Below are 16,603 nucleotides of genomic sequence, written 5' to 3'. Positions count from 1 at the left end.
GATATTTGACTTGTTTATAGGCAAAATTTTTGAATTATTAATTTATATAGTGATTTTAATTACGAAACCTTAGTGGAATAGATGAAATTCTATGTCATTTTTTTATTAATACTAACCCTTTTATTTGAAAAAGTGTTGTTAACGATAAGCAGCACTACTACGCAGTACAACGATACTATGCAATAGAAAAATGATATTCAACAATCGGGCGCAATTCAAGAATATTGAATTGAGTCCATTGTTCCGTTAAAGAGGAGCTTTAATGGAATAAACCTCAATAAAAATTTAAACTCAGAGCTATAAACTCTGAGCTTTTTTACGTGCGTCTTTTATTTAATATTTTCTCTACAATAACTGAACTAACTTAATGAAGGTGACAGGGCTTTTTAAAAAGGTTTTTATCAAAGTCTAGGAGCCCACTAAACTTAAATAAGGAAGGAATAGGACTGGCTAAGCGGGCTCGGATCAAGTCAAAATCGGTTTTTCTCTCTGTGGTGTGAGATCTCGGATGCTTCACAGCGATAGAGAAGAAGTGATGGATGATTTGGATCAGAGGCTTTCTGAGCTGTTGCAAAGCTACCTGTGAGGTGGTTTTTTTGTGGTTAAACTTCTAGATGGAATAAAAATACATTATATTATACAACTAATTGGAAGGAAATCAATGTTTTCAAATCCTTTTATAGCAGGAAATAAAAAAGAGCGAGAAAGTAGGTAAATCATACTAAAAAAGTATTCCTAAAGTTCAAAAAATTAACTATAATCAAGAAAGGGGTGGGAATTATTTGAAACTCCTGCAAAGAGCAGAGGAGGTGTATTTACCATTTAAGATATGAGCAGCAGACCCCCATAATTGTGTCTACATGGAATGCAATCTCCGTTTTTCCGACGGAGTCTCCTGAGAGTCTTAACTGCTGCTGGGTGTTTTACCAGCATGTGAGGGATATGAGGGCGCTAACGAAGACCTCTTCTGAAATTGTTTTTCTGGATGGATTTGAAATGGTCGTACCGGTATCGTACGGGAGATTGCAGAAGCAGATGGAACGGATGGGGCGTTGGATCAGTCATTATTCTAATAATCCAGTTTATTGTTAAAAAAGGGGGAGGGGGGTCAGACACGTGTCTGACCCCCCTGTTGTGTGCCCGGCATGTGCATACGCTATAGGGTTCAAGTCCCGAACGGCAAAGGTCATTGTAGCCGTTAGCCAAAGGCAAGGGTGTCCGAGGCGACTCGGAATCTGAAGGAAGCCAGAGGCAAATCTCCGACCCGAGGAACACGAATCTCATACAAGGCTGTCATTTTTGGACGAGATGGCAACACACATCGAAGTCCAAATGACCAAAGGAAATGGCAGTAAATGAGGCGGGTAAATGGAGAGGAAGTTTGTGCACTTACCCGGGGAGGTCTGACGGTCACGCCATACACCTATGGTAACTGTCTTCAAGAGAAGTCACTGAACCATCAGAAGTCAGCCGAGGTCATAGTACCGTTCCAAACTCGAGATGGTACGGGAAGGACCGAATCATGAATAGAGAACAGGTTCTACCGAAGTACGCATCGTTCGATGACACAGAACATTTCAGCTCAACATATGAGGTAGGAGTGAAGTCTCTGAGGGCATATGGAGCGTGGAGAATTGGTGCCACACAAGGAAAGAAACCTGTCACGTGGAGGAAGAAAGCATGTTGGAAAAGATACTTCATCGGAACAATTTAAACGAAGCCTATCGACGAGTGGTCCGAAACAAAGGGAGTCACGGCGTTGATCACATTCCCACGTCTGAACTGAAATCCCAGATCTCGGAGTCCTGGAATGAGATTGAAGCCCAACTTCTGGATGGAACCTATCAACCGTCACCCGTCCGTCGTGTCGAAATCCCGAAACCGAACGGAGGCAAACGAAAGCTAGGCATTCCAACCGCCATGGATCGCTTCATCCAACAAGCTATCAACCTTTATCTTCAACGGATCTACGATCCGTCGTTTTCCAACTCAAGCTACGGGTTCCGACCAGGAAAACGAGCACACGATGCGGTCCGAAAAGCCCAAGAATATGTCAATGACGGATACCGGTGGGTGGTGGATATCGATCTGGAGAAATTCTTTGATCGCGTTCACCACGACCGACTAATGCGCACATTGAGTTGTCGGGTTAAGGACGGTCGCATCCTTCGAATCATTCGGAGATACCTACAAGCTGGGGTTATGGAGAACGGCCTAACACAGACGAACCAAGCAGGGACACCGCAAGGAAGTCCTTTAAGTCCACTTCTATCAAATATCGTGTTAAATGAACTGGATAAGGAATTGGAGTCAAGAGGTATTCGTTTCGTTCGATACGCCGACGATTGTCAGATTTACGTAGGCTCAAGAAGAGCAGCCGAACGAATCCTTCGAAATATCAGCCAGTTTATCAAGAAGAAATTAAAACTAAAAGTTAATAAGGAAAAGAGTGCGATTGACCGCCCGTGGAAACGAACGTTCCTTGGGTTTAGTTTCACGCTCCACCGAGACTCGAAAATCAGGGTCGCGAAACAATCAATCCAACGAGCAAAACAGGAACTTCGACGCTTAACATCACGAAAGTGGAGTTTAGCGATGTCCGATCGAATCAAGAAATTAAACAAATTCATTGTAGGGTGGCGAAACTATTTCCAGCTCGCTGAAACGACATCAACTTTTAGAGAATTAATGGCATGGTTGAGAAGGAGATTACGAATGATCCGGTGGAAGGAATGGAAAACACCTAAAACAAGAAGGAAAGAACTCCTTTCATTAGGTGTTACAAAAGCGAAAGCTTTTGAATGGAGCAACACAAGAAAAGGCTACTGGCGAATTGCCAGTAGCCCGATCCTCCATCGTACCTTCAATGACAAGTATTGGCGTCAGTTAGGATTAAAATCGTTAGAAGCACGTTAGATTTTCATGAAACCGCCGTATACGGATCCGTACGTACGGTGGTGTGAGAGGTCGGGGGTTAGTCACCCCCTCCTACTCGATTATCAATAAGCCAACGCAAAGAGTCCTTTCACATGTGAGAGATAGCGAACGTTGCTCGCTTCTTTCATCACGGATGCTGGAAGTCCTTTAAGAGAGGTTTCGTTTTCACCAATTGAAGCAACAGCATCATTTCGACCAAGGCTCGCAAGTGTTCCAGAGTTAATCGGGGTGAAGTCTTTATAATCCTTCTTTTCAAGATAGGCATATAAGTTATAACCGATTAACTCACCCATTTGCCAAGCGATTTGAGCGGTTGGTGGTTGGGGGCGCTCGTCGCCGGGTTTGAAGTAAACGGCACTGTCTCCTGCGATGAATACATCTTCATGGGAAGTGGATTGGAGATAGTTGTTGACCGTTGCGCGTCCACGGTTCACTTCAAGACCGGATTCTCCAACCAATGGATTTCCTTGTACACCACCTGTCCAGACAAATGTATTGGTAACGATTTTTTGTCCATCTTTTAACTCGACCACATTACCCTCAACATTTGTTACAGGAAGATTCGTTAAGAATTGAACGCCGCGTTTCTCAAGACTAGTCATGGCGCGGGTAATCAGTTCATCCGGAAGCATGGGAAGAATCTTAGGCATTGCTTCTACAAGCATCAATTTTATCTTAGCGGGATCAACGCCATATTTACGTGTAAGTTTCGGTAATTCATCAGCTAGTTCACCTACGAGTTCAGTACCAGTCAGGCCGCCACCACCGATTAATATCGTTGCATCTGCTTCGTTCGGTGTTGCGGAAAAGCTCTTGATGCGTTCTTCAACGTGTGTGCGAATACGATTTGCATCTTCAGCAGACTTCAACACCATGCTGTTTTCTTCAAGTCCAGGAATGCCGAAGTAGGCGGTTTGACTACCTAATGCGACAACGAGTGCATCATATGAAAGGGTAGAACCGTCTGCAAGTTTCACTTCTTTATTATCAACAGAGAATGAATCAACCGTAGCAACTTTGAGGTTGATGTCGTTTCCTTTGATTAATTTTTCTAACGGAAGTGCCGCCGCTTGTTCAGAGATATTTCCAGCAGCTAGACGATGTAATTCTGTAATGATCTGGTGTGTTGGTGTTTTGTTGATTAGTGTAATGGATGCGTCCGATTCACCTAAGTATTGACGTACGGATAAAGCAGCTAGAAGCCCACCATAACCTCCGCCTAGAATAACGATTTGTTTTGACATGATTGTTCCTCCATCCTAGCAGATCTATAATTTTTGGTTATTTCGTTCTCCTGAAACTTTAAGATAAGCATTCGCGAATCTGAAAAGCTTCTGTGCTTGTGGGTCTTTTAGCATTTTTAATAAGCCGAATACGCCGATTACCTCTGAGCTCTTTTCGGCATGCTCTTTCGCTTCAATCACATTCGCTGCTACTTCTTTAGCGGAAGACTTCACTGGAGCAATAAGCTCAGTAATAAATTCTGTTGTATCACTCATCAACACCTCGTCGGTTGCGATCGACTGAACGGTATCATACGACTTAGAAAGCATCGTAACTAATTCTGTTACTTTAGGAAGCTCTGTAATGAGAACGTTCAATGATTCCTGTACCTGAGGTTCTAAGAGCCGATCGAGTAATGCCCGTTGTTCTAGAGTGAGATCGCGTTTTTCGTCTGACATAGCCACTTCTCCTTCGATTAAGCAATGGTGCTTATTAGTGTCTACCAACCTGTAATCTTACATACTTAATCTTAAAGGTAATATTAGATCAGGTGGGGGTCAGAAACCTGTCTGACCCCCACCCTCACATTACACAAATTAGTGAAGCGTTTCCAAAGACTATTTCTATAACAAAGTGTTAGGATAGAAACATCAGATGAAAAGAGGTGCTTTATTTGAAAAAGATCAAGTTAGGAAACAGTGAATTAGAGGTCGGCGAAATTTCGTTGGGCTGTATGCGAATGAATGAACTTAGCAATAAAGATGCAGGCTATGTGATCGAAAATGCGATGGAAGCCGGGGTTGATTTATTCGACCATGCCGATATCTATGGCAAAGGAAAATCAGAAGAAGTGTTTGCAGAAGCGATTGATATGAATGATGATGTTCGTGAAAAAATGAAACTGCAGACCAAATGCGGGATTCGAGAAGGGTATTTTGATTTTTCGAGAGAACATATTCTAGAATCTGTGGAAGGTAGCTTAAAGCGATTAAAAACTGACTATATTGACAGTTTGCTGCTTCATCGTCCGGATGCATTGTTTGAACCAGAAGAGGTGGCTGAAGCTTTCGCAACGTTAAAGGAAAGCGGGAAAGTTCGGCATTTTGGTGTAAGTAACCAAAACCCGATGCAAATTGAACTGTTGAAAAAGTATTTGAAAGAAGACTTAATCGTGAACCAGTTGCAATTGAGTATCGTACATACGCCAATGATAGATGTAGGGTTCAATGTGAATATGCAGCATGATCCTGCGATCGTACGAGACAGTAACGTTCTCGAATATTGTCGCTTGAATGATATAACCATCCAGGCTTGGTCCCCTTTCCAGCACGGTATGATTGACGGCCCATTTGTTGGAAATAAAGCGTTCCCAGAAGTCAATAAGAAACTACAGGAACTTGCTGAGAAAAAAGGCGTAACAGATTCAGCTATTGCGATCGCATGGATTTTACGTCATCCTGCAAATATCCAGCCGGTTGTCGGAACGATGAACCCGAAACGTTTAAAAGACATTGCGAAAGCTTCTGAAATTGAACTGAATAGAAAAGAATGGTACGAACTCTATCGTGCAGCAGGAAACGACCTGCCTTAGGGTTCGAGATGTGTTCTTCTTCCAAAGTGATATGCCTCTTTTTAACAACAAAGGTTCCAAATAGTAGACTAAATAGTTCAGTTTTGAAGTACAAAAGTGAAAATGTAAGTGAAAATGCCCCACAAACTGGAGAGTGATTTGTGAGGCATTTTTATTTGTCGTACCAACGTTTCTATCACTTATCGTACAAAATACGGATCAGCATCTTAAAACACAGGCCAAACAACAAAACAGGAGTCGGATCCTGTTTCCACTTGGGAAATATTCAAGCGTACCACATGGAAAAACCCTAGTTTATCAAGCAACAGCTTAGCTGGACTGACAACTAACTTAAAAGATGGGATGGCATGGGGACTTTTCCCGATATTTCTTGTTCTGGTGGGGATTATTTCAGCTATTTACCGGAGTTTGGAGCGATAAAATAGGACGAAAAAAAACTTATAGTGACTGGGATGTTTGTCCAAGCTCTATCTTGGTGGTTTATATTAATCGTTCATACCTACCCGTTATGGATCATAGGTGCAACACTTCTAGGAATAGGAACAGCAATGGTTTATCCAACTATCCTCGCTTCCATAAGTGATGTGGCCCATCCAGAATGGCGAGCTAGGTCCATGGGAGTTTATCGATTCTGGCGAGACAGTGGATACGCATTTGGTGCATTGATTGCAGGGATTATTGCAGACATAATTACTATCAATTGGGCGATCGTCCTTGTCGCTATACTCCCGTTCATATCCGGAATCATAGCATGGACAAAAATGAAAGAAACGCTTCATGTGGATGTTTAGGGGTCAGACACGTGTCTGACCCCATCTTTAATGACCCCATCTTTAAATTGCGAGAAAACCTCACATTCATCTCTTATTTTAATGTTCTCCTTCTCGCCTTCGGTATGAAATCCCTGTCAGGATACCTTACGCTGATGTTATTTTCAATTTTCAGACATGGTAGGATAATTTCATAATGTTACCTGTTAGGAAGAGGGGATACCGTGAAAGAGAAAATCTTGTTGGTAGGGAATGGCATGGCAGGCATCCGTTTTCTTGAAAGCTTTCTTAAAATTGAACCGGAACGATATGAGATTACGGTCATCGGAAAAGAGCGGTATCCAGCGTATAACCGGATTATGCTCTCGAGTATTCTTCAGGGAGACACCACGCTCGAAGATGTCGTGATTTATGACATGGACTGGTATACGACAAATGGGATCCGTTTCTTATCGAATGAAACGGTATTATCTATTCATCCTGGTTTGAATCAGGTGGAGACCGATAAGGGGAGGAAGCTGTCTTATGATCACCTTGTTATTGCTTCGGGCTCAAGTCCTTACATCCTCCCTGTCAAGGGAGCAGATAAGGATGGTGTGATGACGTTTCGAACCCTTCAGGATTATGAAGAATTGCTGAGCAGGTCCGGGCGATATAAGAAAGCAACGGTGATTGGTGCCGGGCTGCTTGGGCTTGAGGCAGCAATGGGTCTTGTTCATCATGGATTTGAAACAACGGTTGTGCATCATCAACCAAATGTGATGAATCGACAGTTGGATACGTATGCAGCTGGTTTGCTCCAAGAACAGCTAGAGGCAAAGGGAGTGAGGTTTGCTCTAAACAAAAGGACGAAAGAATTGATAGGAAATCGCCGTGTTGAAAGCATTCGATTTGCAGATGGCCACACGCTTGAGACGGATCTTGTGTTGATGTCTGTTGGGATTCGTCCGAATATTGAGTTTGCCAAAAGATCGGGGCTCGAGATCCGGAAAGGAATCGTAGTGAACGACTATATGCGAACGAATATACCGAATGTATACGCCATCGGTGAGTGCGCGGAACACCGAGGGGTTACGTATGGACTGGTTGGTCCGATTTATGAACAGGCGAGTCAATTGGCTCGAACGCTTTCCGGGTTACGAGGAGAGCGTTATAAAGGATCAACAGTGTCCACCTTTCTTAAAATTCGAGACATTGAGGCATTTTCAGCAGGGCAGGTGCTTGAAACGGAAGAGACGAGAACGTTTAAATGGGTAGATCCAGTTCGTAACATCTACAAGAAAATCGTAACCATGCATGGTTCGGTTGTGGGCGCCATTCTTTACGGGGATACAACGGATGCGAAGCAAATTTCGCAAATGGTGATTGAACAAGCGCCGGTTACGAAGATTCCGGAATACCACGTGCTTTCAAGTGATTCGACTACGGATTCGGGCTTTCTTGAAGTGCCAGACAGCACGACGATCTGCCAGTGTAATGGGGTTACAAAAGGTGCGATTACGACAGCCGTTTATAGAGATGGGCTAACATCTGTTGAAGAAGTTAAAGATCAGACAAAAGCCTCAAGCTCGTGCGGGGGTTGCCGAGGTGTCGTATGTGATTTGCTTGAGTATTGTTTGAATTCAGATGCTCAAGCTGCACCAGAACCAATGTGTACCTGTACAACCTATAGTGAACAGGAGATCGTTGAAGCGATTCGTGTCGAACAGATCCAAACGTTGGAAGAGGTTCATCGGTTGTTTGAGTGGGAGAATACTGAAGGATGCCATACATGCACTCCGGCTTTAACGTATTATCTAAGCGGTAGCCCTGGTGAAAACCAGCAGGTTTCCTTTTCGCTACTCGATGATGGGACGTATGCTCTCATTCCTAAAACAAGCGGAGGTTTTGCTACATCGAAAGAATTGAACAGGATCACATCTGTCATAGAGCGATTTAACATTCCAATCGTAAGGTTCACAGAGGACCACCGGATTAAATTAATGGGTGTTCAAGAAGAGGTGCTTCCTTTTGTACTAGAATGCCTGCAGGCAGTATGGTCACATCGCTCTCTTTCAATCAAAATTGATGAGGGCAATCAAACGGGATATCAGAAAATAATGCGTTTTATTCGTCTTGGGGAGATGCTCGAACAAAAGCTCGAACGTCTAGAATTACCAGAGAAAGTTGAGATCACGCTATCGGCCTCTTTTCTGTCAAATGTCGAAACTGACTTGATGATTGTACAGGAGGGGGAGCGTTTTGAGGGGCACCTTTTGATCGAGGGTGAATCGCTTCTTCTATTTAGTGTGGAAGAGGAAAAGGAGATTCTCGGCCTCATAGGGGCATTTCTCCAACTCTATAAGCTCGATGCCTTTTATCGTGAGAGAGTGGAGAACTGGGTAAATCGAGTTGGGGTTATCCAAATCAGGGAAGCAATTTTTGATGAGGTTACTTTTGAAGGGCTGCATGAATTTTTAAGTGAATCACTACCGGATCAATTCGAGAATGATCGTATAGCTGTAAGGAGTGTGGAGAGATGAAGAACTTTTTGCATCATTTCAGAGAGAAGGAAAAGGAACGCGGTACTGAAGAGATATATGAATCGCAATGTCCCTTTTGCAGCGTGCAATGTACAATGAAGCTTGTTGAAGAGCGTATTGTGACTAGAAAAAGGGTTTCAGTCAGCGGCACGCCTAACGTGACATCTGAGGGCCGGCTTTGTGTAAAAGGAATGCATGCGCATCAGCATCATTTCAATCCGAAGCGCATTCAAACACCGATGCAGAGAAAAGACGATGCCTTTGTCTCAATTACGTGGGATGAGGCATTTGCTTTAATGAAAGACCGCTTCGAGTCGATTCAAGAAAAGGAGGGAAAGGATGCGATTGGCGTGTATGGGGGCGGATCGCTGACCAATGAAGAGGCGTACTTGCTCGGGAAATTCGCAAGGGTGACACTTGGTACGCGTTTTATCGACTACAATGGGCGATTCTGTATGTCAGCCGCCGCTTCAGGTGCAAATGACGCCTTCGGAATGGATCGAGGGTTTACAAATAAGCTGAGTGAAATTCCATATTCGAAATGCATCATTCTGGCTGGGACTAATATTGCAGAATGTCAGCCGACATTGATGCCTTACCTTGAAGAGGCGAAGCAAAACGGCTCTTTTTTGATTGCGATTGATCCGCGTGAGACGGCAACAACGGATCTTGCAGATCTTCATATCAAGATCAAGCCAGGGATGGATGCTTCATTCGTCAATGGACTTTTAAAAGTGATCATCAATGATAAGCTTGTTGATTCAGAATTTATAACTGACCGAACAAATGGCTATGAGGAACTTTGTCGCCATCTGGATGATAGTGACTTAGAGCAATTGTCCGATCTTGTTGATGTCCCTGTTGAAACCATTACCGAAGTGGCTCGAACTTTTGCTACATCTCCGACCGGAATGGTGCTCACAGCGAGAGGGGTTGAGCAGCTGGCCTACGGATATGACACTGTCCGAAATTACCTGAATCTCCTTCTTCTAACAGGAAAAATCGGTCGGATTGGCTGTGGATATGGCGCTGTGACCGGTCAGGGGAATGGGCAGGGTGGAAGAGAACACGGTCAAAAAGCTGATCAGCTTCCGGGTTACCGTTCTATTGAAAACTTAGAGGATCGTAGCTATATCGCCAATGTGTGGGGCATTGACGAAGGAGAGTTGCCTGGTAAAGGCGTTTCAGCTTACGAAATGATGGAGAAAATAGATCGCGGTGATTTGAAGAGTCTCTTTGTGATGGGGTCAAATCCTGTTGTATCGAACCCAAACATCAATCTCGTTGAAAAAGCGCTAAAATCTCTTGAGTTTCTTGTAGTTGTGGATATGTTTGAATCCGAGACTGCTCAACTGGCCGATTTAATCCTGCCGTCATCTTCCTATCTTGAGGATGAAGGAACGATGACAAATTTTGAAGGACGGGTAGCGCTTCGTAAAGCTGCAAGGGTGCGGCCAGAAGGTGTGAGGCATGACTGGGAAATCCTCTGTCAACTTTCCGCTGTTCTAGGAAAAGGAGCATACTTTCAGTACTCAAATCCGCAAGATATTTTTAATGAATTACGAATAGCAAGTAAAGGCGGAATCGCAGATTATTCAGGTATTACGTATGATAGGCTTCAAACTGAAAGGGTATACTGGCCGTGCACAGAAGACGAACCAGACGGGGAGAAACGTCTGTTCAGTGAGTCTTTTCCGACAAGGGATGGACGGGCTTCTATCGGAATCGTTCGGAATCATGTGCCAAGTGAGAGTGTCAGTGCTCGGTATCCGTTGTATTTAACAACTGGAAGAGTGCTCGAGCATTATTTAACGGGCGTACAAACAAGGAATTCCCCAGGTCTTCGCTCAAGAGTAGTAGAGCCGTTTGTGCAAATTCACCCTGAAACCGCAAAGCGATTTGGGTTGCAGCCTCATGAAATGGCCCGTCTAACCTCTGAAAGGGGCGAGATCCAGTTAAGGTGCCATGTTACTGATCGGATTCGAGAAGACACCCTCTTTGTTCCATTCCACTGGGGAGGTAAACAGTGCATCAATCGATTAACGTCACAGGAACTTGATCCTCGATGTAAAATGCCATCGTTCAAAGTTTGTGCGGTCGATATTCAACCCTCCTATGAAAAATCACAATCTAATGTAACATAATATAACATGTGTCAAAATATGAATATCGTGGAGGCAGCAGAGCTATTGTGCTGCCTTTTCTGGTGTTTTGAGGTCTATTTGGTGTAAGCGTTTCCATAAAAAGGATGTTAGATAAGTTTACAAATAAGCACATATTATTGTCAGAATATTTTAAACTGCAATACATATCCAGGATATAAATTCTTTAGTAAATGAGGAGGAAAAATGCAGCGTGATAAAACGTCGAATAACACCTAACGTTTCGATCCTTGGTCTAACGACTTTTGCTTTCTTTCTGTCATTTGTTGTCTGGTTTAATATGGCGCCTTTTATTCATGTCATTCAGGAGAAGTTTCAGCTTACGAGTGATGAAATTGGTGCATTGTTGATTATGAATGTGGCACTAACGATTCCAGCTCGTGTTTTGATAGGTGTACTGGTGGATCGCTTTGGTCCTCGGAAAGTCTATTCCAGTCTCCTAGTCGTCATGAGTGTTCCATGTATTGCATTCGCTTTAGCAACGACATACTGGCAGCTTCTAATCAGCCGTATGTTTCTCGGAATCATCGGTGCTGGATTTGTCATTGGGATCCGGATGATCTCTGAATGGTTTCCAGAAAAGCGGATGGGTATCGCAGAAGGCATCTACGGTGGCTGGGGCAATTTTGGTTCCGCTGCTGCAGCGATGTCCTTACCGGTACTTGCTCTTCTATTAGGGGGCGAGGAAGGCTGGCGGTATGCGATCGGGATAACTGGTCTACTTGTTCTCATTTATGGAATTGTCTTTTACTTCACAGCTTCAGATACACCTCATTCGAAATCCTTGCCAGGTGAAGTAAAACGAAAAGGTGGACTTGAAGTAACAAGCTATAAGGACCTGATTGGTTTGATTGCGATCATGCTCCCGATGTACGGCATTCTTGGTGTCTTTCTTTGGAAGCTGTATAGCATGGCGATATTAACCAGTGAAGCTGCGATTGCAGGTTGTCTTATCCTTTTAATCCTATTTATCTCCAGTAGTTTTCGTGCGATTCAATACAACAGGCCTGCTCTTGAAAAAGGGGTTCCTGAAGAAGAGCAGTATTCGTTTAAACAGGTATTCATTCTTGCTTCGGCCTATTTTGTAACCTTTGGCTCTGAGCTTGCGGTTGTCTCCATGCTTCCTCTCTTTTTCAGTGAGACGTTTGACCTTGGTTTAGCGGAAGCGGGAATCATAGCCGGGTCCTTTGCCTTCACGAACCTTGTTGCACGTCCACTCGGAGGATACTTAAGTGATCGGTTTGGAAGGAAACTGATTCTGACCATTATGCTTTTCGGTCTGTCAATCGGATACTTTCTTCTGTCACAAGTCTCAGGAACCTGGCCTCTCGCTCTCGCCATCGCGGTGACGATGCTTTGCTCCTTTTTTGTACAGGGAGGGGAAGGCGCCGTGTTTGCGATGGTGCCATTAATCAAAAAGAAAGTCACCGGTCAAATTGCTGGTCTTGTCGGAGCGTACGGAAATGTTGGAGCAACAACATTCCTTACCGTTTACAGCATGGTTCAGCCCGGACAATTCTTTTTGGTGATTAGCGTTACTGGTGCTGTGTGTACGGCAGGCATGATTTTACTCGTCGAGCCTAAACAAAGAGCAGTCAGAGAAGGGAAAGTCTCGAGAGTTCCATCCAATACGAACGTATCAAGATGATAATAAATGGAGGAGATACCATGAAAGAACGAATACTTGTAATTGGAAACGGGATGGCAGGGATCCGCTGTGTTGAAGAGATTGTGAAGCTTGAACCGAACGCATACGACATTACGGTAATCGGCAAAGAGCGGACACCCGCTTATGACAGAATCCAGTTATCAACTGTGCTGCAGGGGAACGGAACGGTCGATGAACTGCTCATTAAACCACTCGACTGGTACGACGAACAGAAGGTGACGCTTAGGACAGACGAAGCTGTCACTGAAATTGATAAGGACCAAAGACTTGTATATACGAATAAAGGGGGTGCACTCCCTTACGACCGCCTTATTATTGCTACCGGGTCAAACCCTTTTATCATCCCATTTCCAGGGATAGACAAAAAAGGTGTCATCACCTTTCGTGATATAGACGACTGCAACGCAATGATAGAATCCGCGAAAACGAAGAGGAAAGCGGTAGTGATCGGGGGAGGTCTTCTCGGGTTGGAAGCTGCAAGAGGCCTGCTTAACTTAAATATGGAAGTGAGCGTTGTACATAATACAGATGCGCTCATGGATCGCCAGTTAGATGCAACCGCCTCGAAAATGCTGAAAGATGAGCTTGAACAGCAGGGCATGACCTTCCTGATGGAAAAAGAAACGACGCATGTGACAGGTGATGAACATGTTAGCGGTCTCGCTTTTAAGGACGGGGAAGAAATTGAAGCTGATCTTGTGGTAATGGCTGTCGGGATCAAGCCGAATATCGCTCTTGCTAGCGAAACGGGTCTTGAAACAAACCGGGGGATTGTCGTTGATGATTTTATGAAAACGTCCCATCCCGGCATTTATGCGGTAGGTGAATGTGCCGAGCATCGGGGCATCGCTTATGGGCTCGTTGCACCACTCTATGAACAGGCTGCTGTTCTGGCGAAATCGATTAGTGGTGATGAAAGTGGACCTTATGAAGGGTCTGTTGTCTTTACAAAGCTTAAAGTATCAGGAGTTGATGTTTTCTCAGCCGGACTGTTCCAGGAAGAGGAAGGTGTGAAGGCGATTCGAATTCATGATGAATCAGAAGGCATCTACAAGAAAATCATGATTGCTGATCAGAAAATTGTAGGAACGGTCATGTTTGGTGACACTTCGGATAGCTCTAGAATTCTAAGCTACATGCGTTCAGAAATGAATGTGGAAAAGATGAAAAAAGTGGCGCTTCTTGAGCCTGAAGAAGATGGAGGGGATGACCTTGTTGCATCAATGCCAGAGAGTGAAATTGTGTGCGGCTGTAATGGTGTAACCAAAGGATGCATTACTAAGGCAATTCAGGACCAAGGCCTCCGCACCGTTGGTGAAATCAAAGGGTGTACAAATGCATCAAGATCATGCGGTGGATGCCAGCCGCTTGTAAGTCAGATCCTCGAGCATACGCTTGGCGACGTATTTGATGCAAGTGACCAGCAGGAGCCGATCTGTGGATGTACATCCCTTTCAAGAAACGAAATTGTAGAAGCGATTCGAGAGAAGGGGATTCAAACAACGAAAGAAGTGTACCATGTGCTAGATTTTGAGAATAAAGAAGGCTGTTCGAAATGTCGTCCATCTCTTAATTACTACCTTGGCATGCTGTTTCCTGAGGAATATGAAGATGAAGCAGCTTCGCGTTTTGTTAATGAACGGATGCATGCCAATATTCAAAACGATGGTACGTTCTCTGTTGTGCCGCGTATGTATGGCGGAGTTACAACCTCCGATCAGCTTCGAAAGATTGCCGAGGTGAGTGATAAGTACGAAATCAAAATGCTGAAAGTTACAGGTGGGCAGCGGATTGATATGCTCGGTGCTAAGAAGGATGACCTTCCATCGATCTGGGCAGATCTTGATATGCCGTCAGGATACGCTTATGGAAAAGCACTTCGAACAGTCAAAACATGTGTAGGAGAGCAGTTCTGTCGCTTTGGGACACAGGATTCGATTGGGCTTGGCGTTCGACTTGAGAAGAAATTCGAGCGACTCCAAACACCGCACAAAGTCAAGATGGCCGTATCGGCCTGTCCGAGAAGCTGTGCAGAGTCAGGTTTTAAAGATGTTGGGATTATTGGGGTAGACGGTGCCTGGGAACTTTATGTTGGTGGAAATGGTGGCATAAATGTTCAGGGAGGACACTTACTGGCGACAGTAACCACAGATGAAGAAGTAATGAAAACCACAGGTGCCTATTTGCAATATTACCGCGAGACGGCTAACTATTTAGAACGAACGTCGGCGTGGGTAGAGAGAGTCGGAATTGACCATGTGAAAGAAGTTCTTTCTGATGAGGAGGAGAAAAATAACCTCAATAATCGTATCGATATTGCGCTTCGTGCCACAAGAGATCCATGGAAGGAAGCACTTGAAGATCGAACGGTTCGTCAGCAATTTGAAACGATTTTACAGCCCTAACAACTTTTTTGGGAGGAATGTTCCATGCCAGTTCAAGCAAGTAAGGTTAATACAAGTAAGGTTAATATCGGTAGAATCGAAGACTTTCCGCAACAGTCAGGGAAAACTGTTGAGGTTCTAAAATGGTCTATTGCCGTCTTCCATTTGTCAAACGGATCGATGCAGGCGGTTGAGAATAAATGTCCACATAAAGGCGGCCCATTGGCAGAGGGGATCATTTGCGGAGATCATGTTTATTGCCCGCTTCATGATTGGAAAATCAGTACAAAGGATGGAAAAGTTCAGGAACCAGATACTGGATGCGTGCAGACGTTTCCGGTTGATGTAGAAGATGGCTATGTTTATCTGACGATAGAGTAGGAGACTGAATAAAAGGGAGCGATTATGATGGGAAAAGTGTATTTAATTGGTGCTGGCCCGGGAGACCCTGAATTGATTACGCTAAAAGGACTGCGTGCCATTCAAGAATCTGATGTTATCCTTTACGATCGACTTATTAGTGAAGAGCTATTAGGCTATGCGAAACCAGGAGCAGAACTAATCTTTTGCGGTAAACTACCAAACTATCATGCGATGACACAAGAGACCATTAATCGCTTTCTCGTTAAATATGCGAAGAAAGGAAAAGTTGTTGCAAGACTAAAGGGTGGAGATCCTTTTATTTTCGGACGCGGCGGTGAAGAGGCAGAATGGGTCAGCAAAAGAGGGATTCCCTATGAAGTAGTACCCGGTGTGACTTCTGGGGCTGCAGCACCAGCATATGCTGGTATACCTCTCACACACCGATCAGTCAGCGCGTCTGTTACATTTATTACCGGGCACCTTCAGGATAATAGCGAAGGAGAATGGGAGCATCTTGCAAAAGGGAAAGGGACCATTGCGATCTATATGGGGGTGAGTAAGCTGCCGTCGATTTGTGAAAAACTAATTCGCCATGGACGTTCCGCTGAAACACCGGTCGCGGTCATCTATCAAGGAACAACCGAGAATCAGAGGACGGTGACGGGTACGCTAGAAGGCATTGCGGAGCGCGTGAAACAGGCAAACATGAAGAATCCATCTATGATCGTAATTGGAGAAGTTGTCTCCTACCACGAAAGCTTGAACTGGTTCCAGGCTAAAGGGGCAGTCTCAGAAGGCATCGAGATGAATGGGGTATTGTAGATAAGTAGGGGGTCAGACACGTGTCTGACCCCCTTTCCCTCTTTCCTCTTCTCTTCTAGTTCAAAAGACCTCCCTCTAATCAGGATGAATGGTATATACAAATTATTGAATAAAAGGTTTAAACTAGTAATTATACTATTTAGTTAATTAGAGGAGGCT

General features: G+C 44.2%; 13 protein-coding genes. 11 read left to right on the top strand and 2 right to left on the bottom strand.

The genetic code is table 11. The features are described 5' to 3' along the window. Positions 1-852 precede the first annotated feature (852 nt). From ABFG93_RS05310 to ltrA, 3 genes are all read left to right on the top strand, one after another. Positions 853-1,092, top strand: a complete 240-nt coding sequence (locus ABFG93_RS05310; RefSeq protein WP_347551253.1) for a competence protein ComK — start codon at positions 853-855, stop codon at positions 1,090-1,092. A 430-nt stretch (positions 1,093-1,522) separates the two neighbouring features. Further along, positions 1,523-1,714, top strand: a complete 192-nt coding sequence (locus ABFG93_RS05305) for a hypothetical protein (protein WP_347548066.1) — start codon at positions 1,523-1,525, stop codon at positions 1,712-1,714. Next, complete coding sequence (gene ltrA, locus ABFG93_RS05300; protein WP_347548065.1) at positions 1,681-2,916, top strand: group II intron reverse transcriptase/maturase; 1,236 nt, start codon at positions 1,681-1,683, stop codon at positions 2,914-2,916. Before ABFG93_RS05305 ends, ltrA begins: the two co-directional genes overlap by 34 nt. 83 nt (positions 2,917-2,999) lie before the next feature. On the opposite strand, the gene ABFG93_RS05295 is transcribed toward ltrA, so the two are convergent. Beyond that, on the bottom strand, positions 3,000-4,181 hold the full coding sequence (locus ABFG93_RS05295; RefSeq protein ID WP_347551251.1) for an NAD(P)/FAD-dependent oxidoreductase: 1,182 nt from the start codon (positions 4,179-4,181) through the stop codon (positions 3,000-3,002). 24 nt (positions 4,182-4,205) lie between these two features. Beyond that, on the bottom strand, positions 4,206-4,619 hold the full coding sequence (locus tag ABFG93_RS05290; RefSeq protein WP_347551249.1) for a DUF1641 domain-containing protein: 414 nt from the start codon (positions 4,617-4,619) through the stop codon (positions 4,206-4,208). Between the two features lie 215 nt (positions 4,620-4,834). Between ABFG93_RS05290 and ABFG93_RS05285 the strand changes: the two genes are divergently transcribed. The 8 genes from ABFG93_RS05285 (at position 4,835) to cobA (ending at position 16,444) form a co-directional block, all read left to right on the top strand. Then, complete coding sequence (locus ABFG93_RS05285) at positions 4,835-5,752, top strand: aldo/keto reductase (RefSeq protein ID WP_347551248.1); 918 nt, start codon at positions 4,835-4,837, stop codon at positions 5,750-5,752. Positions 5,753-6,204: 452 nt separating this feature from the next. Then, positions 6,205-6,543, top strand: a complete 339-nt coding sequence (locus ABFG93_RS05280; protein WP_347551246.1) for an MFS transporter — start codon at positions 6,205-6,207, stop codon at positions 6,541-6,543. A gap of 203 nt (positions 6,544-6,746) precedes the next feature. Continuing rightward, positions 6,747-9,044, top strand: coding sequence for a nitrite reductase large subunit NirB (nirB, locus tag ABFG93_RS05275; RefSeq protein WP_347551244.1), 2,298 nt, complete (start codon positions 6,747-6,749; stop codon positions 9,042-9,044). Then, positions 9,041-11,188, top strand: a complete 2,148-nt coding sequence (gene nasC / locus ABFG93_RS05270; protein ID WP_347551242.1) for an assimilatory nitrate reductase catalytic subunit NasC — start codon at positions 9,041-9,043, stop codon at positions 11,186-11,188. Before nirB (ABFG93_RS05275) ends, nasC begins: the two co-directional genes overlap by 4 nt. Before the next feature lie 211 nt (positions 11,189-11,399). Further along, a complete protein-coding gene (locus ABFG93_RS05265; protein WP_347551241.1) occupies positions 11,400-12,854 on the top strand; it encodes a NarK family nitrate/nitrite MFS transporter in 1,455 nt (484 codons plus the stop codon). A 20-nt stretch (positions 12,855-12,874) separates the two neighbouring features. Further along, entirely contained in the window at positions 12,875-15,280 is a 2,406-nt protein-coding gene (gene nirB, locus ABFG93_RS05260) for a nitrite reductase large subunit NirB (protein WP_347551239.1), read from the top strand. A gap of 24 nt (positions 15,281-15,304) precedes the next feature. Next, positions 15,305-15,640, top strand: a complete 336-nt coding sequence (nirD, locus tag ABFG93_RS05255) for a nitrite reductase small subunit NirD (protein WP_347551237.1) — start codon at positions 15,305-15,307, stop codon at positions 15,638-15,640. 27 nt (positions 15,641-15,667) lie between these two features. Then, positions 15,668-16,444, top strand: a complete 777-nt coding sequence (gene cobA, locus ABFG93_RS05250) for a uroporphyrinogen-III C-methyltransferase (protein WP_347552763.1) — start codon at positions 15,668-15,670, stop codon at positions 16,442-16,444. Positions 16,445-16,603 lie beyond the last annotated feature (159 nt).

The organism is Pseudalkalibacillus hwajinpoensis, assembly GCF_039851965.1.
Taxonomy (GTDB): Bacteria; Bacillota; Bacilli; order Bacillales; family Guptibacillaceae; genus Guptibacillus; species Guptibacillus hwajinpoensis_E.
The sequence above is the reverse complement of the archived record's forward strand: the minus strand, read 5'-3'. Positions and strand labels throughout refer to the sequence as shown.

Coding starts and splice junctions, on each gene's coding strand:
- ABFG93_RS05305 (WP_347548066.1), top strand. CDS start 1,523: ATGAATAGAGAACAGGTTCTACCGAAGTACGCATCGTTCGATGACACA.
- ltrA (WP_347548065.1), top strand. CDS start 1,681: ATGTTGGAAAAGATACTTCATCGGAACAATTTAAACGAAGCCTATCGA.
- ABFG93_RS05295 (WP_347551251.1), bottom strand. CDS start 4,181: ATGTCAAAACAAATCGTTATTCTAGGCGGAGGTTATGGTGGGCTTCTA.
- ABFG93_RS05290 (WP_347551249.1), bottom strand. CDS start 4,619: ATGTCAGACGAAAAACGCGATCTCACTCTAGAACAACGGGCATTACTC.
- ABFG93_RS05280 (WP_347551246.1), top strand. CDS start 6,205: ATGTTTGTCCAAGCTCTATCTTGGTGGTTTATATTAATCGTTCATACC.
- nasC (WP_347551242.1), top strand. CDS start 9,041: ATGAAGAACTTTTTGCATCATTTCAGAGAGAAGGAAAAGGAACGCGGT.
- nirB (WP_347551239.1), top strand. CDS start 12,875: ATGAAAGAACGAATACTTGTAATTGGAAACGGGATGGCAGGGATCCGC.
- nirD (WP_347551237.1), top strand. CDS start 15,305: ATGCCAGTTCAAGCAAGTAAGGTTAATACAAGTAAGGTTAATATCGGT.
- cobA (WP_347552763.1), top strand. CDS start 15,668: ATGGGAAAAGTGTATTTAATTGGTGCTGGCCCGGGAGACCCTGAATTG.